The organism is Pseudomonas sp. NY15354, assembly GCF_048068075.1.
Taxonomy (GTDB): Bacteria; Pseudomonadota; Gammaproteobacteria; order Pseudomonadales; family Pseudomonadaceae; genus Aquipseudomonas; species Aquipseudomonas guariconensis_C.
In genome coordinates this window covers 42,796-62,130 of sequence record NZ_JBLUPV010000011.1, presented here as the reverse complement: position 1 = coordinate 62,130, position 19,335 = coordinate 42,796, and the positions used below count along the sequence as shown (strand labels likewise).

Annotated in this window: 16 protein-coding genes and 1 pseudogene; 5 read left to right on the top strand and 12 right to left on the bottom strand. The window is 61.4% G+C overall.

Going from position 1 to position 19,335, the window contains the following annotated elements; translation table 11 throughout:
* Nucleotides 1-118: 118 nt before the first annotated feature.
* From ACNFCH_RS13160 to ACNFCH_RS13150, 3 genes are all read left to right on the top strand, one after another.
* Nucleotides 119-559, top strand: coding sequence for a YkvA family protein (locus tag ACNFCH_RS13160; protein ID WP_196164543.1), 441 nt, complete (start codon nucleotides 119-121; stop codon nucleotides 557-559).
* A 213-nt stretch (nucleotides 560-772) separates the two neighbouring features.
* A complete protein-coding gene (locus ACNFCH_RS13155) occupies nucleotides 773-1,108 on the top strand; it encodes a helix-turn-helix domain-containing protein (protein WP_416742946.1) in 336 nt (111 codons plus the stop codon).
* Entirely contained in the window at nucleotides 1,105-1,473 is a 369-nt protein-coding gene (locus ACNFCH_RS13150; protein WP_043206664.1) for a hypothetical protein, read from the top strand. The genes ACNFCH_RS13155 and ACNFCH_RS13150 overlap by 4 nt, the downstream gene beginning before the upstream one ends.
* Before the next feature lie 25 nt (nucleotides 1,474-1,498).
* Here ACNFCH_RS13150 and ACNFCH_RS13145 read toward each other — a convergent pair.
* Both ACNFCH_RS13145 and ACNFCH_RS13140 read right to left on the bottom strand, forming a co-directional pair.
* A pseudogene (locus ACNFCH_RS13145) lies at nucleotides 1,499-2,653 on the bottom strand (EAL domain-containing protein); the annotation flags it as partial.
* Nucleotides 2,654-2,765: 112 nt separating this feature from the next.
* Nucleotides 2,766-4,847 carry a carboxy terminal-processing peptidase gene (locus tag ACNFCH_RS13140; RefSeq protein WP_337157471.1) on the bottom strand — a complete coding sequence of 694 codons (2,082 nt, stop codon included), beginning with the start codon at nucleotides 4,845-4,847 and terminating at the stop codon, nucleotides 2,766-2,768.
* A gap of 142 nt (nucleotides 4,848-4,989) precedes the next feature.
* Here ACNFCH_RS13140 and ACNFCH_RS13135 point away from each other — a divergent pair, with 142 nt between their 5' ends.
* Nucleotides 4,990-5,952 (top strand): NAD(P)H-quinone oxidoreductase, encoded by a 963-nt coding sequence (locus tag ACNFCH_RS13135; RefSeq protein WP_337157472.1) that lies wholly within the window; start codon nucleotides 4,990-4,992, stop codon nucleotides 5,950-5,952.
* Nucleotides 5,953-6,038: 86 nt separating this feature from the next.
* On the opposite strand, the gene ACNFCH_RS13130 is transcribed toward ACNFCH_RS13135, so the two are convergent.
* From ACNFCH_RS13130 to ACNFCH_RS13105, 6 genes are all read right to left on the bottom strand, one after another.
* Nucleotides 6,039-6,692, bottom strand: coding sequence for an HAD family hydrolase (locus ACNFCH_RS13130; protein WP_337157473.1), 654 nt, complete (start codon nucleotides 6,690-6,692; stop codon nucleotides 6,039-6,041).
* A 13-nt stretch (nucleotides 6,693-6,705) separates the two neighbouring features.
* On the bottom strand, nucleotides 6,706-7,695 hold the full coding sequence (locus ACNFCH_RS13125) for an ABC transporter ATP-binding protein (RefSeq protein WP_337157474.1): 990 nt from the start codon (nucleotides 7,693-7,695) through the stop codon (nucleotides 6,706-6,708).
* 1 nt (nucleotide 7,696) lies between these two features.
* On the bottom strand, nucleotides 7,697-8,488 hold the full coding sequence (locus tag ACNFCH_RS13120) for an ABC transporter permease (protein WP_043206658.1): 792 nt from the start codon (nucleotides 8,486-8,488) through the stop codon (nucleotides 7,697-7,699).
* Nucleotides 8,478-9,317 carry an ABC transporter permease subunit gene (locus ACNFCH_RS13115; protein WP_337157475.1) on the bottom strand — a complete coding sequence of 280 codons (840 nt, stop codon included), beginning with the start codon at nucleotides 9,315-9,317 and terminating at the stop codon, nucleotides 8,478-8,480. The genes ACNFCH_RS13120 and ACNFCH_RS13115 overlap by 11 nt, the downstream gene beginning before the upstream one ends.
* A complete protein-coding gene (locus ACNFCH_RS13110; protein ID WP_337157476.1) occupies nucleotides 9,314-10,120 on the bottom strand; it encodes an alkaline phosphatase family protein in 807 nt (268 codons plus the stop codon). Before ACNFCH_RS13110 ends, ACNFCH_RS13115 begins: the two co-directional genes overlap by 4 nt.
* Nucleotides 10,121-10,265: 145 nt before the next feature.
* Nucleotides 10,266-11,330, bottom strand: coding sequence for an ABC transporter substrate-binding protein (locus tag ACNFCH_RS13105; RefSeq protein WP_337157477.1), 1,065 nt, complete (start codon nucleotides 11,328-11,330; stop codon nucleotides 10,266-10,268).
* Between the two features lie 324 nt (nucleotides 11,331-11,654).
* Between ACNFCH_RS13105 and ACNFCH_RS13100 the strand changes: the two genes are divergently transcribed.
* Entirely contained in the window at nucleotides 11,655-12,368 is a 714-nt protein-coding gene (locus ACNFCH_RS13100) for a UTRA domain-containing protein (RefSeq protein ID WP_337157478.1), read from the top strand.
* 66 nt (nucleotides 12,369-12,434) lie between these two features.
* On the opposite strand, the gene ACNFCH_RS13095 is transcribed toward ACNFCH_RS13100, so the two are convergent.
* The 4 genes from ACNFCH_RS13095 to ACNFCH_RS13080 form a co-directional block, all read right to left on the bottom strand.
* Nucleotides 12,435-15,386 carry an RHS repeat domain-containing protein gene (locus tag ACNFCH_RS13095; RefSeq protein ID WP_416742945.1) on the bottom strand — a complete coding sequence of 984 codons (2,952 nt, stop codon included), beginning with the start codon at nucleotides 15,384-15,386 and terminating at the stop codon, nucleotides 12,435-12,437.
* Nucleotides 15,387-15,543: 157 nt separating this feature from the next.
* Entirely contained in the window at nucleotides 15,544-17,682 is a 2,139-nt protein-coding gene (locus ACNFCH_RS13090) for a mechanosensitive ion channel family protein (RefSeq protein ID WP_337157480.1), read from the bottom strand.
* Between the two features lie 44 nt (nucleotides 17,683-17,726).
* Nucleotides 17,727-17,891, bottom strand: coding sequence for a hypothetical protein (locus tag ACNFCH_RS13085; RefSeq protein ID WP_167358066.1), 165 nt, complete (start codon nucleotides 17,889-17,891; stop codon nucleotides 17,727-17,729).
* 146 nt (nucleotides 17,892-18,037) lie between these two features.
* Nucleotides 18,038-19,327: a M18 family aminopeptidase gene (locus ACNFCH_RS13080; protein ID WP_337157481.1), complete on the bottom strand. Its 1,290-nt coding sequence runs from the start codon at nucleotides 19,325-19,327 to the stop codon at nucleotides 18,038-18,040.
* Nucleotides 19,328-19,335 lie beyond the last annotated feature (8 nt).

Sequence of the window (19,335 nt, the reverse complement as noted above, 5' to 3'; positions counted from 1 at the left end):
AACGCCCGATCTGAGCGAGACCCTTGCCCGGTGGGCACCTCGCGTCGGAAACTGCACCCTGTTCACAAGGTTATCCACAATAAATGTGGATAACCTTCCCTGCCGATATGGAGGCCTTATGAGCGCACCCTGGAATTTCGCCCGCTTCCTGCCTTTGGCAGAGCGCCTGCTCAGCCGTGGCCGTCTGCCTGCCTTGTTGTTCGCCGTGGCACGCAAAGGTCCGAAGCTTGGCCAACTGCGTGAGGATGTACGCCTGTTGCAGGCCCTATGCCTGGCTTGGTGGCGTGGGGAGTACCGGGCTATCAGCTCCAAGGCGTTGATCACCGTGGTGGCTGGTCTGCTGTACTTTGTCAGCCCGCTGGATGCCATTCCCGATTGGCTGGTAGGTGTCGGTTTTCTCGACGACATCGCCGTACTCGGCTGGGTGCTCAAGACCGTGGCCGATGAACTGAACCGCTTCAAGGCCTGGCGCGACAGCCAGGCGCCCGAGCGGCTACGGGTGGTGGAGCGTCTGCCGGATACCCCCGAAAGCCTGCGCCTTGAGCGTCGCGCGCCCTGAGGCTTTGCTCCCAGAGGTGCCCTTGAAATCTGCGCAGCACCTGTGGGGGCGGTCTATCGAAGCGTCGAACCGCTGCGAAGCAGACGACTCCCAGATCTTCTGCAAAAACGCGAATCCGCCTGATCTGCACAGACCCCCGCGCTTGGACATATAATTGGCATAAGGATTATGCCTACGGATTACATGCTGTAATCCTACGTAAAGGGGGTTGTAATGGGTATTCAGGTCATCAGCCGGGACGGTCAACCCGAGTACGCCGTAGTGCCCTGGGAGCAGTATCAGGCGTTGCTCAAGGCTGCCGGGCAGGCGACTGCCAGCGTAGAGCCGAAAGCGCCTGCCGCCGCCGAGGCACCGAGCCTGGCACCATTGAGCGAACTGACGCGATTGCGTGAAGCCAAGGGCCTGGCGCCGGAGCAACTGGCGCGCAGTGTCGGTATCAGCCCGGCTTACCTGGGTATGATCGAAGCCGGTGAACGTCAGCCGGACGCTGCGATCTTGCGCAGTCTGGCCTGGCACCTGGGTATCGCTGGCTGGAGCGAGCCATCATGAGCCAGGTGAGGATCAGTCGACAGCATTGGGAGAGCCTGCTGGGCGAGCTCGATGTGGCCCGCCGTCAACGTCACCTGCTTACCTACCGTGCCTTGATCGAACGTCTGCAGCTCCCCAGCCCGGCCATGCAGACCTTGACCGCCGCCCTGGAGTACCTCGCCGTCCTCGATGCCCGTGCCGATCAGCCGCTGCGCAGCTCGTTGGTGATCAGCCAGGGCGCCAGCCGCCTGCCGCGTACCGGCTTCTTTGAGTGCGTAGAGCGCCTGGGGCGTTTTTCCGGGCCGGTCGATGGCCTGGAAGCGGCGTCTTGGCATGCCTCCGAGGTGGTGCGAGTGTTCGAGTACAGCTATCCGGAGCACGCCTGACGGCAGTTGATCAGACCGCTGTCTGTTCGGTGATCAACCTCAGCAGGTCGAGCACCCGCCCGGTGCCCAGATAGCGGCCGTTGTGGGTGATGACAAAGTCTTCATCGAGGCGTTGGCGTGCCCTGCTGGTAATCAGGCGGCTGGCCTGGTGCAGCGACTTGCGGCGCTCCAAGGTCAGAAAATCCACACTCATCAGTTGCGCAATCGCTGTCGCCGGAGTGGCCAGCAACCCCTGGCGATGGATGATGCCGCAGGGGCTGCCCTGTTCATCCAGCACGGCGAGGGCGTTGACTCCGGCGCATGCCTCGAACGTATTCAGCACCTCTTCGATCTTGCTATGAAGCGTCACCGCCGGTCGTTCGATCAGCAACGCGCTCAGGTCGTCGAGCGCAGTTCTGGGGGCGGGCGTATCGCTGTCGGTCTGAAGCAGCAGATGGAGTCCATCGCGTGGCGGGTACTCCTGTGGCCGGCCAAGCAGGTAGCCCTGAACCAGGTCCACGCCCATTTCCCGAAGTACCGCCAGTTCTTCTGCGAGTTCGATGCCCTCGGCGATCACCTGGGCCCTTGAGGCGCGTGCGATCTGCAGGATGGAGCCTACGAATTCGCGTTTGAGCGCGTCCAGATGGATCCCGTCGATGAAATGCCGATCGATCTTCACGTAGTCTGGCCGCAGTTCTGACCACAGGCGCAGGCTGGAGTAACCTGCCCCCAGATCGTCCAGAGCAATGGAAAAGCCCATGTCGCGGTAGTGGTGCAGGGCGTTGGACAGCAGCTGGAAATCGTCGGTCGGGGTGTGTTCGGTCAACTCGATGACCACGCGGCTCGGCGGCAGCCCAACCTGCTCCAGCAGCCTGAGGGTACGGCCGGAGGGGTAATGTGGCTCGAGTAGCGACTCGGGCGAGACGTTGAGAAACAGCTTGCCCTCCAGCGCCTGGTCACAGAAGCGCCGGCAAGCACTGTCGCGGCAGGCCTCTTCCAGTTCGGTGAGGCGACCGGCCTGGTGGGCGATGGCGAACAGGTTCAGGGGGGCGTGCAACGGGCTGTTGGAAGGCCCGCGACTGAGCGCCTCGTAACCAAAGACGCGGCGTTCGGAAAGGCAGATGATCGGCTGGAACAGGCTATGGATGCTGCGTTGAGCCAGGATGGCGCTCAATGCGCTGAGCTGTTCGGCGACGGTCATGGACTGCTTCCTGAAAGAAAAAGGGCCGGGCGCTTGCGCGTCCGGCCCTTCTATTTCACGACAGTCGAATGACTATTTGATGACAGGTCGCATTATTCTGCCATCACGCTTTTTAGTGCTTGGCTACCTGCGAATTGAGGCTCAGGTAGTCGAGCAAGATGCGCCCTGTTTCGGACAGGTAGGCATCGTCTTCCGGCTTGGTGTCCTCGTCCTCGGTCGGCAGGGCGTCCTCGTCTTCCTTCTTGAGCTCCTTGAGCGGTTCTTCGCCCTTGGCCTTGCGACGGATGTTCTCCAGCGCCAGTTGCTTGGCTTCGATCTCGTCGTGGCGGGCGCGGCGCTCCTGCTCGTTGAGGCTGACGGTCTTTTCGTTCATCAGCTTCTGGGTCAGGGCCAGGCGATCGCGGATATAGGCAAACTCCGGATCCTTGGCGCTGCGCGCATCGTGGCGGGCCTTGAGCTCGGTCAGGAATGGCTTGAACGGGTCCACGGCTGGGCGCACGACGGGGCGGATGGTGTCCCACGGCATGGCTTCTGGCAGGGCGCTTTCGCCGATTTCCTTGGTGTCGATGATCGACGGGTAGTCGATGTCCGGCAGGACGCCCTGGTGCTGGGTGCTCTGCCCGGAAACCCGGTAGAACTTGGCCAGGGTCAGTTTCAGCTCGCCATGGTTGAGCGGCTGGATGGTCTGCACGGTGCCTTTGCCGAAGGTCTGGCCGCCGATGATCAGGGCGCGATGGTAGTCCTGCATGGCACCGGCGAAGATCTCCGAGGCCGAGGCCGAGAGGCGGTTGACCAGCAGGGCCAGTGGGCCTTTGTAGAAGGCGCCAGGGTTCTCGTCCTCGAGCACATCGACACGGCCGTCGCTGTTGCGCACCAGCACTGTCGGGCCCTTCTCGATGAACAGGCTGGTCAGTTCGGTGGCTTCTTGCAGGGAACCGCCGCCGTTGTTGCGCAGGTCGATGACCACGCCGTCGACTTTTTCCTTCTGCAGCTCGGTCAGCAGCTTCTTCACGTCACGGGTGGTGCTCTTGTAGTCCGGATCCCCTGCGCGATAGGCCTTGAAGTCCAGGTAGAACGCCGGGATCTCGATGATGCCCAGCTTGTACTCGCGCCCGTCCTGCTTGAGCTTGAGCACCGACTTCTTGGCGGCTTGCTCCTCAAGCTTGACCGCCTCGCGGGTGATCGACACGATCTTGCTGGTCTGGTCGTTAGGCGCGTTGCTGGCCGGGATGATCTCCAGGCGCACCACCGAGCCTTTCGGGCCGCGAATCAGCTTGACCACTTCGTCCAGACGCCAGCCGACCACGTCGACCATTTCCTTGTTGCCCTGAGCCACGCCGATGATCTTGTCGGCCGGTGCCACCTGCTTGGTCTTGGCGGCCGGGCCTGCCGGTACCAGGCGCACGATCTTGACCTGGTCGTTATCGCTTTGCAGGACAGCGCCAATGCCTTCGAGCGACAGGCTCATGTTGATGTCGAAGTTTTCCGCGTTATCCGGCGACAGATAGTTGGTGTGCGGGTCGTACGACTGGGCAAAGGTATTGATGTAGGCCTGGAAGATATCCTCGGCACGGGTCTGGTCCAGGCGCGACAGCTGGTTCTTGTAGCGCTTGGTCAGGGTTTCCTGGATCTGCTTGGGGTCCTTGCCAGCGATCTTCTGGCGCAGGACTTCATCTTTGACGCGCTTGCGCCACAGGTCGTCGAGCTCGGCCTCGTTCTTCATCCACGGGGCATCCTTGCGGTCGACCAGCAAGGTTTCACGGGTGGTGAAGTCCATCTTGTCGACGCCTTTGTCCAGCTCCGCCAGCGCAAAGTCCAGGCGCGATTTCACGCGGTCCAGGTAGCGCTTGTAGATGGTGAAGCCGGGCTCGAGGTTGCCGCTTTTGAGGAAGTCATCGAACTGGGTCTTCCACTTGTCGAACTGGGCGATGTCGGCAGCGGTGAAGTAACTGCGCGACGGGTCGAGCAGCTTGATGTAGCTGTCGTAGATGATGATCGAACGGGCGTCGTCCAGCGGCGGCTTGCTGTAGTGGTGGCGCTTGAGCAATTCCACCACGTTGAGACTGGCGACGATCTCATCGCGGTCCGGCTGCAGGCTGTCCCACTTGTTGGCGGCCGATGCATTAGCGCCGAGCGTGAGACTGCCGAGGCCGATCATGAGGGCAAGGGCGGTGCTGGGCAGGAAATGCTTCATGCTGATTCGACGTAAAGGCAATTGATCACGCATAGTAGGCCGTCTTTTCCGTTCGCCGGCTCCAGAAGAGCCGGACGCATACTGCAAAAAGCCCGGGACATGGCGATCCCGGGCTCAGTCATGACTCAACTATGGAGGCACTGTGAAGGCATTGCAAGGCGTTGACGGACATGTGGCCTGGGTAGAAGCCGAGCGCCCGGCCTGTGATGCGGGTCAGGTCCGAATCCGTGTGGCTGCAGCGGGACTCAACCGTGCCGACCTGCTCCAGCGCGCGGGCTTGTACCCGCCGCCCCCAGGTGCCAGCCCGTACCTGGGCCTGGAGTGCGCCGGGGTGATCGAGGAAGTCGGCCCAGGCGCTGATTGGCGCGTTGGCGACCGAGTCTGCGCATTGCTGGCCGGTGGCGGCATGGCCGAGGAAGTGGTGGTGGATGCCCGTCATGTCCTGCCGGTTCCCGAAGGCCTGAGCCTGCACGAGGCGGCGGCGATCCCGGAGGTATATGCCACGGCCTGGCTGAACCTCTTCCAACTGGCTGGCCTGCAGGCGGGTGAAAAGGTACTGGTGCATGCCGGGGCCAGTGGCGTGGGCTCTGCGGCGATCCAGTTGTGCAAGGCGTTCGGCAACCCGGTGTGGGTCAGCGTCGGCTCGCAGGATCGTCTGGCGTATTGCCAGGCGCTGGGCGCGGCCGGTGGAGTGGTGCGCAACGAGAACCTGGATGCACTGGAAGGCTTCGGCCCGTTCGATGTGATCCTCGATCCGGTAGGGGCCAGCTATGGGCCGCTCAACCTCAAGCTGCTGGCGCGCGACGGTCGTTGGGTGATCATCGGCCTGATGGGCGGGCGCAAGGCTGAGCTGGACCTGGCGCAACTGCTGGCCAAGCGGGTGCAGGTCACGGGCTCGACGCTGCGCAGCCGTGACGATGCCTTCAAGGGCGAGCTGTTGCGTGACCTGGGCCAACAGGTGTGGCCGCTGTTCAGCGAAGGACGGCTTTCGCCGCAACTGGTGGACACGTATCCGGTGGCCTTTGCCGAGGCAGCGTTTGCGGAGCTTGCGAGCAACCAAGTGTCGGGCAAGCTGGTGCTGGTGATCGACCCTGGCTTGGTGTAAGCCGGGTTGGCCTGTTCGCGGGTAACCCCCCACTGGTCTTGTGGGATGGTTTTACCCGCGAAAGGCCGGAACAAACGCTGCGAACATCAGCTCCAGCTCAGGATCGGCCATCCATTGGTCTGCGCATGTTCGCGCAGCACCGGATCCGGGTTGACCACATGGGGGTAGTCGACCCTCAGCAACAAGGGCAGGTCATTGCGCGAGTCTGAATAAAAGCTCGCTCCCTCCAGATTCTCCTGTTCCTGATCCAGCCACTCCAGCAGGCGGGTGATCTTGCCTTCGCGGTAGGTCAGCACGCCATGGGTCTTGCCGGTGTACACGCCATTCACCGCTTCCAGCTCGATGGCCAGGTATTCATCCACCCCCAGGCGCGCCGCGATCGGCCCGACCAGGTGGGTGCCCGAGGCAGAGATGATCAGGATGCGGTCGCCACGCTTGCGGTGCTCGGCGATGCAACGACAGGCGTCGCCATAGATGATCGGTTCGATCACATCCTCGACCCAGGGTTCGACCAGGTGCTCGACTTCCTCAAGGGTACGCCCTGCGATCGGCTCCAGGCTGAAGGCCATGTATTCCTCCATCTGCAGATGGCCCTTGCCATAGGCTTCCATCAATTCTTGGTCACGGCGCAGGAATTCCTTGCCGTCGACCCAGCCCAGTTGGGCCATCTGCTTGCTCCACAGTGAGGCGCAGTCACCGTGGATGAGGGTTTCGTCCAGATCGAAAATTGCCAATGCCATTGCGTGTTTCTCCTTAGGCCACTTCTCGTAGCGCCGTGGGGTCGATCGACAAGGATACCCGCTGGCCATCGGCATGCAGGTCGGCCGACGAGCGATTGAGCACGTCCACCACCAGTTCCACGCCCCGAACCTGCACTCGGTAACGAATGACGTTGCCCAGCAGGCTGTGGCTGTTTACCTGGCCGTCGAGCTCGCCGTCCAGGTGCAGACTGATGGCTTCCGGGCGGATCGCCAGGCGGGCGGCCACCGGGCGTTGCAGCAGGCGGCTGGCGGCGTCTGGATCGAGCAGGTTGTAGTTGCCGATGAAACCTGCGGCGAACAGGTCCACAGGCGCTGTGTAGAGGGTTTCGGCATCGCCGCTCTGGACGATGCGTCCTTGGTTCATCAGGAAGATGCGGTCGGACATCGTCAGCGCTTCTTCCTGATCGTGGGTGACGAAAATGGTGGTCAGCCCCAGTTCGCGCTGGATGGCGCGAATCTGTTCGCGCAGGTGCTTGCGGATACGCGCATCCAGAGCCGAGAGCGGCTCGTCGAGCAGCAGCAGGCGGGGGCGGGTCACCAGCGAACGGGCCAGGGCCACGCGCTGGCACTGGCCGCCAGAAAGCTGGTGCGGGTAGCGCCCGGCAAAACTGCCAAGCTCCACCAGCTCCAGGGCCTCACGGACCCGGGCCTGCCTCTCGTCGGCCTTGGTCTTCTGCATGCGCAGGCCAAAGGCGACGTTCTGTTCCACGGTCATGTTGGGAAACAGCGCATAGCTCTGGAACACCATGCCGATGCCGCGCTTCTGCGGGCTGACGGGCACCAGGTCCTGGCCGTCGAGCAGGATCCGGCCGCTGTCCACCGGGGTGAGGCCGGCGATGCAACGCAGCAGGGTCGACTTGCCGCAGCCGGAAGGGCCCAGCAGGGTGACGAACTCGCCGCGTTCGATCTGGCAGTCGATGTCGTGGAACACCGGGCTGCCGGCATAGCTTTTGTGCAGTTTCTGTACGCTGACGAAGCTCATGTCAGGATTTGTCCTTGTTCAGGCGATTGGCGACCCAGGTCAGCACCAGCACGAAGGCGAAGTAGGAGATCACCAGTGCACTGTTGAAATGGCCGCTGCTGTTGCGCATGTTGTTCAGATAGACCTGCAAGGTCTCGTAGCGTGTACCCACCAGCAGGTTGGCGAAGACGAATTCCCCGAACAGGAAGGAAAACGACAGCAGCAATGCCACCATCAGGCCCTTGCGCAGGTTCGGCAGCACCACCAGGAATGCAGCCTGCCAGGTACTGGCGCCGAGCAGTTGGGCGGCGTCCATCAGGTCGCGCAGGTTGATCGCCTGCAGGTTGTTGGTGATGGCCCGGTACATGAAGGGCAGGGCGATGGTGAAGTAGCAGCCGATCAGGATCCACGGCGTACCGACCATGGCCATCGGACCGCTGCCATACAGCTGCAGCAGGCCCACCGAGGACACCACCGGTGGTACGGCGAACGGCAACAGGATGAGGATGTTCATCAGCGCGTCCAGCCGCGGGAAGTGGTAATGCACCACGAACAGCAACGGCAGGATCAGCACCACCGACAGCACCAGCGCGCCCACACACACCAGCAGCGACTGGCCGAAGGCCGCGAGAAAGCGCGGCTCGCTCCACAGCGCCAGGTACCACTTGAAGGTCAGGCCACTGGGCAGCAGGCTCGCCGACCAACTGGTGGCCAGGGAATAGAGCAGGGTGCCGGCCAAGGGCAGCAGCAGGATGATGAACAGCAGGTACACCACGACCCGATGGTAGAGGCTGGTGCGAGGTTCAGCGCGCATGGTAGCTCCTCTTGAGCAGCCATTGATGGACCACGGTGACCAGGGTCATCAGCCCTACCAGCACCATGGCCAGGGCACTGGCCAGGTTCGGGTCCAGGGTGATGTCGCCGGCCACCAGGGCGGCGATACGGATCGGCAGTACGTTGAAGTTGCCGGTGGTCAGGGCGTAGACCGTGGCGTAGGCGCCCAGGGCGTTGGCCAGCAGGATCACGAACGTTCCCAGCAGCGCTGGCGCCAGCACCGGCAGGCCGATGTGCCGCCAGAACTGCCAATGGTTGGCGCCCAGCAGCGCCGCAGACTCACGCCAATCTTCACGCAGGGCATCGAAGGCCGGGTAGAGCAGCAGCACGCCGAGGGGAATCTGGAAGTAGGTGTACACCAGGATCAGGCCACTCTTGGAGTAGATGCTGAAATCCTCCAACAGGCCCACCTGCTTGAGCAGCAGGGTCAAGGCTCCGTTGAAACCCAGCAGAATGATGAAGGCGAACGCCAGTGGCACGCCGGCGAAGTTGCTGGTCATGTTGGCGAAGGCGCTGACGAAATCGCGCAGGCGTGAGTCCACCTGGCGCAGGGAATAGGCGCCCAGGGTAGCGATGATGATGCCGAAAAGGCTCGACCAGAAGCTGATCTCCAGGCTGCGCTGCAGCGCCTGCAGGTAGAACTTGGAAGCAAAGACCTTGCTGAAGTTGTCCAGGCCCCAACCACTCTCACTCTGCAGGCTGTTGATGGCCACCCAGGCCAATGGCGCGATCTGGAAAACGACGAAGAATACGGCGAACGGAAGCAGGCAGAGCAGGGCCAGGTAGCGACCACGTTGGCTGGCATTCACTTGAGCAGCTCCCTGCACACGGGTTTGTCATGGGCTGCTCCGAGCAGCTCGCAGATCGTGCCGCACAATTCGGTCTGCAAGGGCGTGGCCGCAGGGTCCAGGCTGAATGCCTCGCCAAACACGAACAAAGGCACCTCGCGTTCCTCGGCCAGCAGGCCATTGTGCGAGCGGTCGTTGTTCATGCCATGGTCGGCGGTCACCAGCACCTGATAGCCCTCTTGCAACCACAGCGGCAGGTAGTCGGCCAGCAAGATATCGACGCTGCGGGCGGCATTGCGGTACTGGCTGCTGTCCAGGCCATGGCGGTGCCCGGCGTCGTCGATGTTCATCGGGTGCACCAGCAGGAAGTTCGGTGCATGGCGCCGGCGCAGGTATTCGGCATCGGCCAGCAGGTGCGAGTCTGGATAGTGGTCGGCGTAATAAAACAGGCCGTGCTGGATAGGCAGCTTTGGCGCGTGGGTGTGACGGTCGCGCAGTGGGTCGAAGGGCGAGCGGTTGTACAGCTCGCTGAACCAGTGATAAGCGGCCGCCGCGGTCCCCAGGCCCGCTTCGCGGGCGTAATGGAAGACACTGCGTTGGTTGGACAAGCGCGTGATGTTGTTGTGCACGATGCCGCTGTCGATCGGCGCAACGCCCGTGAGAATGCACTCGTACAGCGGACGTGACAGCGATGGCAGCTCGCATTCCACGCGGTAAAGCGCGGCGCGGTCAGCCTCGACGTAGGCATGCAGATGACCCATGGCGTGATGGGCCACCTGATGGTTGAGGCCGTCGAGCAGGACCAGGATGACGTTGTGTTGCATGGTGGCTCCAATCTTGACTGCATCGCCCTCTTCGCAGGTAAACCCGTTCCCACAGGAGCAGCACAGGACGCTGTGGAGGCGGGGTTACCCACGAAAGGGCCGGTTCGGGCACTAGGCACATACAGACCCTAGCGATCCAGCCGCCTTACTCCATTTCGATGATCACTTGCTCCTGCCACATCTGCGGCAGCTTCTTGGAGGTGGCCTCCCAGGCCTCGGCGTTCTTGATCGGTTGGGCGGCGCCGTACTGCTCGTTCGGCAGCAACTTGGCCTGCACCTCGGCCGGCAGCTTCAGGTGCTCGGCGCGAATCGGACGGGCGTGGCCGATGGCGAGGTTGGTCTGGCCGGCATCACTGAAGATGTACTCACGCGTCAACTTGGCGGCGTTGGGGTGCTTGGCGTACTTGTTGATGATAGTGGTGTAACCGGAGATCACCGAGCCGTCGGACGGGATCAGAACCTCGAAGCGCTTGGGATCGATCTGTTCGCGGTAGCTCAGGCCGTTGAAGTCCCACACCACGCCGACTTCCACTTCCCCCTTCTCCAGGGTCTGGATGGTCGGGTTGGCCAGCGACAGGCGCTTTTGCTGGGCCAGCTTGGTGAACAACTGCAGGCCCGGCTGGAGGTTGCTCTCGTCGCCTTTATAGGCGATGGCCGCGGCGAGTACGCCGTTGGCGGCCTGGGCGGCGGTGCCTACGTCGCCGATGGCGACCTTGTACTTGCCTTTTTCCAGGTCATGCCAGGTTTTCGGACGTTCGCCTTCCTTGACCAGGTCCTTGTTGATGATGAACGCAATGGTACCGGTATAGGCCAGGGCCCAATGGCCGTCCTTGTCCTTGGCCCACTCTGGGACCTGGTCCCAGGTGCTGGGTTTGTACGGCTGGGTCACGCCCTTGGTGGCGGCGATGGGGCCGAAGGCGGCGCCCACGTCACCGATGTCGGCACTGGCGTTGTCCTTTTCGGCGTCGAACTTGGCGATCTCCTGCGCCGAGCTCATGTCGGTGTCGCTGTGCTTGAGTCCATATTTACTGGCAAGGTCCGCCCAGGTGCCTTTCCAGTTGGCCCAGGCATCGGGCATGCCCACGCTGTTGATGGTGCCTTCCTTGCGGGCGGCATCTTCCAGGGCCTTGAGGTCGGTATCGGCGGCCATGGCCGAGGTGCACAGGGCGATGGCCGAGCCCAGCAGTGACGCCATGAAGAACTTTTTCATCCGAAGCTCCTTTGGTGGGGCCTTGCAGTGTTGTTTTAGGAAAACCTTTCGCTCGCGAACCTTTGGTCTAGGTCAGCAAACCTCGAGCCAAGGTAGGCCGGTTGCGTGACAGTTTGATGTACGGGCAGGGCCGCAAGCCTGTGATGCAGGCCTTGGCACTACAGCGTAGACCAGATCGTAGGCCTTTATTCGCAAGGCCTTGCTCGTTTCCCGCGCCAGCACTGGTAGTCTTTGTCACGGGATGTTCATCAGCCGTCCCTAGGCTTGCACTATTCTCCAATTGCCCAACATTGGGGCTGGACTAGTCCATATAGGTAACCCTTGATGCACTCGACGCCACCGCGCGCGGTAACAGCCATCTGTCATGCCTTGCAGGAACAGATCGAACACGGCCTGCTGGCACCGGGCGGCAAGCTGCCGGCCGAGCGCAAGCTCAGTGAGGTGTTCGACACCACGCGTATCACCCTGCGCGAGGCGCTGGTGCAGCTGGAAGCCCAGGGGCTGATCTATCGCGAGGAGCGGCGGGGCTGGTTCGTGGCGCCTGAGCGGTTGACCTATGACCTGATCGAGCGCAGTCACTTCCATGCCATGGTTCGGGCGCAGGGGCGGGTGCCCAGTACTGAATTGCTGTCGGCGCGTTTGCAACCGGCCTCGGCGGCGATCTGTGCGCGGTTGCGCTTGCCGGCGTTGTCCAGCGTGGTGCAGATCTGCCGTTTGCGGCGCATCGACGGGCGTGCGGTGCTGTATGCCGAGCATTACCTGAACCCTAAGTACTTTCCCGGCATCCTGGAGTTGGATCTCGGCCAGTCGCTGACCGAGATCTATGCGCGGGTGTACGGGATCGCCTATGGGCGGGTGTGTTTCGAAATCCTGCCGACCGCTTTGCCAGCGCCGGCTGCCGCAGCCCTCAAGGTCTCAGCGGGTAGCCCGGGGTTGCATGTCACCCGGGTCAACAGCGATCAGCATGGGAATCTGATCGACTGTGACCTGGAGTATTGGCGGCATGATGCGATTCGGATTCGGGCTGAGGCGGGGTGAGTTCAGGCGTTGGGGTACCGCCGACCTTGCATGCCGCAGGCCGGCGGGGCGGGTTGTTGCAACCGTTTAATTTAATTTAGGACGAAGCCTTTTCTCGTACTTAACGTACAGTTCGTTAAGTTTATCCAGTTCGGCCAAGGCTGCCTGGTAAGGCTTATCGAGCTCCGATCTTCCCACCCATGCATCAGGGTTGAACGGGTCATTGTTCAATGTAATGGAAAGCTCTCGTGGGCCATCGGATTTGAAAGGCCATATCCTGCTTCTACGGATGCGCATGCTGCTGAGCTTTCCGAATTGCGCGTCTATTCTTGAGTAAATGGCATCAAGGGCGCCTCTTGCGTTTTCTACTTGAGCGGGTATGTCGCGGGCTATTGCATATTTCGTGGCAACGGTTATCGAATTGTGCACTTCCTTGGCAACTTTTATCGCTTTTGAAACAGGAAGGGTAGTAGGAAGTTCTGGCAGACCCACATGCTCCGCTCCAGTATTTACACCCTCGGTTACAGTGTTGTCGGTCACTTTTTCATTGAATTTTTCTGCGTTTAATTCTTTTTTCCGGAGATTTTTAAATTTATGCCAGAGGCCACCTGAGGCCGTTTCCTTTATATTTTTTGCCATGTTGAGGTTTGGCGTCAACTCAGCCTGCGGAAGTATCTTCTCTGCCGCTTTCTTTATAATCGTTTTCCCGACGAACGCTCCTGCGCTAGCCCCCATGGTTGCGCCTGCAGCGGCGCCTGGAACGTTGGCGATAACCCCTCCTACAGCGCCTCCTATAGCACCTCCGGCTACACCGCCCAGGAGGCCGCCGGCCGTGCCAATGACCGTAGCGAGTGCTTCCAAAAGAATCGACATCAACACGTAAATAATCCGGCTTTCGGTTTGGCTTCGCATATAGTCTTGAATTTGAAGCCTCGTATTACGAATCATACTGGGTGCGCTCTTCAGCGCTTGGAACTCATGGTAATACCCTTCGGCATTCAGCCCGTTGTTGTCTTTTAAGGACGTCGGGTTGTTTCGTACCATTCGGTATAGATTAAGCCCATCGACCGTGCCGGCGGGGTCTGTACTGAGCCAGCGCCCTAGCCAGGGTTGGTAATAGCGATAGCCGTAATAATAGAGTCCCGTGGCATCGCGCTCTTTCCCGGAGTAACGCACGGTCTTGTAATCGGCTTCTGTCTGGTTGCGGGCAGTCCATACCGCAGAACCGCCGTAGGGGTAGTGCTCTTCATAGCTGATGATTTGACCGTCGCTATCGAGTTCGAGCCCGACGCTGTCTATGAGATTGGAATAGCCGTAGCGCAGCGAGTCATTGCTGACACCTGGCGGTGTGCCGATTTCCCAGTGCAGTAATCGGGCCTGAGCATTACCGGCTTCGCCGACGGTAATTATGTGAAGCCGTTCTTTTATCGCATCGTCCCTGAAGCGGGCGCGCACTTCCAACCCAGGCAAATAAAGTACATATCCCGTTTGGGCGCCTGCCTGTTGGGCGTTGTATTTGGCGATCCGTTGGCCGTCTGCACCGTAGCGGTAGCTTTCCTGGTCGACGGCGCTTTCATCACCGGCCTGTGGCACGACCTTGTCGAGCTGCCCGCGGGGCGTCCAATGAAGGGATTGGCCAGGTTGCAGTTGCAACTGATTGCCCGCTGCATCGAACAAGGCATCGACCTTTGCAGGGTCTTCGGTCAGCGACTGCAATACCGCCCGGTTGCTGCGGTTGGACACTGTCATGTCCAGGGTGTAGCTGTTGTTGGAGGCAGGGGCGCTGTGGGAGATACGCGTCAGGTTGCCCGCGCGATCGTATTGGTAACGACGTGTGTAGTTGGTATAGGCCCCATCGTTTGTCGGGAGGGGAATGGTGGGGGAGGTGGGCCTAGGGCCTTGGCGGGGCATATCGGCCATTTCACGGCCGCTGGCGGCGATCAATTGATAGAGGCTGTCATACTCATAGCGATTGATCGGAACGACCTTCTGATTACGCCAGAACCGCGTCGCCTCCGCATCATTGTGCACACTCAGGATATTACCGACGGGGTCATACTCGTAGCGTATGTCTTGCAGGACTTTCGCCTCGCTGCGCCCGGCTCGTCGTTCGATCTTGCTGCCTAGAAGGCGCTGCGTCCGTTGTTCGTAGGTGTAGGTGGTAATGACGCCATTGCCCTGTTCTTCCCGCAGTTTTTGCCCAGAGGCTGAATATGTCACGGACTTCAAGATGACGTGTGTCGTTCCGCCCTTCATGGTCAGCCGACTGCTGCTCAGCATGCCGGCTATGTCGTACGACTGGCGTTGAACATGCCCGAGCGCATCACGTTGTTCGATAGAGGCGCCCGTAGCATCGATACGATATGACGTAGTGAAAGTGTCCGGTGCCAGGAGTCTGCCCCAGGCTGATTCGTCCTGCCCCTGCCAATCGGCTTCGGCACCTTCTACCAGCAACTTTTGGGTCGAGGAGAGTACTGTAGCGGTTAAGCCGACACTGTCGGTCTGCCGACAACCTGCTGCGTCATAGTGGCGTACGCATTGGCCTGCAAGGTTTTGATTCTTGGCCTCTTGGGTGTTGCCGCCCCAGACCAAGCGTTCTGTGATGCGCGGAGGCGCTTCGGCGATTTGCTCAGTGACGTGTAGCAATCGCCCCGCAAGCGATGCGTCTTCATAGTGCCAGCGATGGAGAGCGTCTGTGGCACCGATGCTCAGGCATGGGCGGCCCTGAACATCGTTGAGCGAGAGGGTGTTGCCCGCATCGACGCTCTCGATATGCAGGATCTCGCCGACCAGCGAAGTCTGAAACCGGTTGTTGGGTTGGGTTGTTGCATCAACGAGCTGGCGCTCATGGAGGCGAGGATCGATGCTGTGTTCAAGCTGCCCAATAGCGTTGAATCGATGGCGGGTAATGCGCTCATCCAATTGTGTGGGCGTATCGGGATGGCGATGATAAGCGATTTCGCGGATACCTAATCCGCGATTGTCTCGCACGATGACCGTAGGCGTTCCGTTATGAAGTGAATGGTCAATGTGTCTCAACTTGCAGTTACCTTGATCATGTTGATTTTTCCCATCCCTAGAGGGAAATGAAGAATCAGCTTGATTCGGCTGTATCGCGTACTGCTAGTCGGACAATACTGTTTGACCTGGTGGAAAAGCCGCTAATGGCGGCATCCATTTCATACTCGGATGGGCATCAATCGGCGGTCCCACCCCCACCCGCCGTCACGACCTGCACCGACAGCCGTGGCGTCGCCAGATCCAGCCCTGCTTCATCGAGCTGGCGCTTCAAGGCCAGGTTGAATGCCCGTGATACTTCCCATTGCTTGATGGGTGCCGTCTTGAATCGCGCCCGCAGGATCGCCGATCCCGACTCGAAGCTTTCCACGCCTTGCAGTTCCAGAGGCGACCAGATGTTGCGACGCATCAACGGGTCGTTGCGCAGTTTTTGCCCTACTTCACGAATCAGGGTGATCGCTTGGTCGATCGCCATGCTATGGGGAATGGCCACCCGGAAAATCGCATAGCCGAACTCCCGCGAGTAGTTCTTGATGCTCTTGATCTCGCTGAAGGGGATGGTGTGCACGATGCCGTCGATGTCCCGCAGCCGCACGGTGCGGATGGTCAGGCCCTCGACCGTGCCCAGGTGACCGCCGACATCCACGTAGTCATCGATGGCCAGAGAGTCTTCAATGATGATGAACAGGCCCGTGATCAGGTCGGCCACCAGTGATTGGGCGCCGAAACCGATCGCCAGGCCGATGACGCCAGCACCGGCGAGCAGCGGGGTGACGTTCATGCCCATGTTGGCCAGGGCGACGATTACCGCGATGATGAAGATCGCTACGAACATCACGTTGCGGATCAGCGGCATCATGGTCTGTGCCCGGGCATTGGCCAGGCCCCGGCGTGAACGCACCAGTGCATGGTGCACGGCGGTATCGGCCAGGATCCACACCAGCCAGGCCGCGATCATGGTCCCGGCCAGCCCCACCAGGCGCATGCTCACTTCATGCCCGTCGCCCTCGGCGAAATTGATCATCGACAGGCCCCAGACCCGCAGGCCCAGTTCGATGAACACCAACCAGATGCACAGGTGCACCAGGGCGTAGGCGAAGTTGCGCAGGCGCTCGGCGTACACCTCCTGGCGGCGGTTGGCGCGCTTGGGGTTGGCCGCGTGCCGGCGCACCAGGCCATTGAGCACCATGCACACCACCACCAGCACCGTGCACATCAGCGACTGGCGCAAAGCCGTGCTGGTGTCACCGGCCGAGACGAACGTGGCGAACAGCGAGACAGCCACCAGGATCAGCGCCGGCACGAACCAGAAGCTGCCGAGGATCTCGATGGTGTCGCTCAGGGTTCGGCGGGTCAGGCGGCGCGATAGCGGCTGGTTGCGAATCAAATGGGCGATGGGGCGACGAAAACGCAGGATGAACAGGCCGGTGCATACGGCGGCCACCACGTTGGCCAGGGTCGCCAGGGCATGGGCCAGATGACTGCCCAGGGCGGTGGTCATGCGCGGGTCGCTCATCGCTTCGCCAAAGGCTGCGAAGCTGCCGATCAGCCACAGCGGGCGGAATGCCTGGTGGCGCAGAATGTACAGGGCACGGTGGCGATGCGGGCCGTCGAGCAGCGAGAAGGCGATCACGCAGATCGCCGAGAACAGGGTGCCGACCACCAAGGCATAGGCCAGGACCATGGCCAATGACTTGCCCAAAGAAGAGGGCAGGGCGAAGCTCAGGTAGACCGTGAACACCAGGGCCACCATCCAGGGGCCCAGCTTGCGCAAGGCAAAGCGGACCAGGTCCCAGGTGCGCGGGTGTTGCGGCAGTTCTTCGGTCAGGCCGAAGCGCAGGCGTACGCGGTGGCCGATCCAGTTGAAGGCGTAGGCGAGCAGACTCCAGACAGCGATGATCGCGGCGAAGCCGAACAGGATGGCGGGCCATTGATGCACGGGCACCACCAGCGCTACCAGTTCCTCTTGAGCCTGGTCGATTTCCAGCGACCAGCGTCGGAACGGGCTGGCGTCGCCGCTGAATTGCTTTTCCAGGTCGTGCAGCGCGCCGCCGATCAACCCGAGCACGCCCTGTTCGACGGTCGGTTGCGACTGTTTGGTGGCATCACGCAGCTTTTTCAGGTCGGCCAGCAGCTTGGCGCGTTGCTGGTCGTTTTCCAGGTTCTTGATCACCTCATCGAGGGATTTACCCAAGGGTTCGGTCGCTTCCGGCTGCGCAGACGCGCTGGAACCGAGCAGGCTTGGCAGGCCCGCCGCCTGGACCGGGGTGATGAACACGAGCAACAGCAGGAACAGGCAACGCAGGAGTGCAGGCACCGGGAAATCTACCTCAGGTCAAACGATTGACCGAGTGTAGAGGTTTATGAGGGCAGTTGCTCCAGGATCTTCCAGCAAGTGAGACCGAAGATACCCAGGGTTCCGATCCACATCATCAGTACGCCGATATTGCGTTCGCGCAGGCTGAAACCGATGGTCAGCAGCAGCAGGAACAGGAAGACCGGCAAGAACAGCGACAGGAACGTCATGGACAGGAATCCTTCTGAAAGTCAGGGCCATGCTCTAAGCATAGCGGCTCGGGGCGCAGGCGGGATTGATCGGGGACAGGTATCGAGAGTGCCGACAGGCTATCGATAGGCGTTGGCGAAGGGCCGCTAAGCGGCCCCTGGCCCTCTCACGGCAATTCGCGGCTACGGTAGAACGCAGTGAGCACCTTCACCAGATGCGCCAGGTCATGGCTGCCGCACAGCTCGCGGATCGAGTGCATGGCGAAGGTCGGCAGGCCGATGTCGACCGTGCGCACGCCCAGGTGGCTGGCGGCGATCGGGCCGATGGTCGAGCCGCAACCCATGTCGCTGCGTACCACGAAGCTCTGTACCGGCACTTCCTCGGCCATGCACAGGTGACGGAAGAAGCCTGCGGTTTCGCTGTTGGTGGCGTAGCGCTGGTTGTTGTTGACCTTGATCACCGGCCCGGCGTTGAGCTTGGGCCCGTGGTTGCCGTCGTGCTTGTCGGCGTAGTTGGGGTGCACGCCGTGGGCGTTGTCAGCCGAGACCATCAGCGAGCGCTGGATGGTGCGAACGTAGTCATCGCCATCGGGCAGCAGGCGCTGCAGGGTCTGCTCGAGCATCGGGCCGTCGGCGCCGCAGGCCGAACAGGAGCCGACTTCCTCGTGGTCATTGCACACCAGCACGCAGGTCTCTTCACTGTCTGCCGTCAGCAGGGCCTGCAGGCCTGCGTAGCAGGAGAGCAGGTTGTCCAGACGGGCAGCGGCGATGAAGTCGCCATTCAGTCCGATCAGCGCGGCGTCCTGGGTGTTGTAGAAGCTCAGTTCGTAATCCAGCACCACGTCGGCATTGAGGTCGTGTTCGCGGGCCAATTGTTCGGTGAGCAGTGCGCGGAAGTCCACCCGCTCGTCACCGGCCACCTGGGCCAGGATGGGGGGCAGTTCCAGCTGAGGGTTGATCGCCCAGCCTTCGTTGGCAGTGCGGTTGAGGTGGATGGCGAGATTCGGGATCACCGCGATCGGCAGCTTGAAGTCCACCAACTGGCTCTCGACCTTGCCATCGCGACGGAAGGTGACCCGGCCTGCCAACGACAGGTCGCGGTCGAACCAGGGAGCGAGCAGAGCACCACCGTAGACTTCGACGCCCAGTTGCAGGAAACCGTGGCGTTGCAGTTCAGGTTGCGGCTTGACCCGCAGGCATGGGCTGTCGGTGTGGGCGCCGACCATGCGGATACCGCCGAGCAAGGGCGATTGCTTGCCCAGCTTGATGGCGATGATCGAGGAGTCGTTGCGGGTCACGTAATAGCGGCCGCCCGGCACCGTGGCCCAGCTGTCGCGCTCGTCCAGGCGCTGGTAGCCGGCGGCCTCCAGACGTTGGGCGAGGCTCGCGGTGGCATGGAAAGGCGTCGGGGAGGCCTTGAGGAAATCGATCAGGCCGGCATTCAGGGAATCGCGCATAACTCACT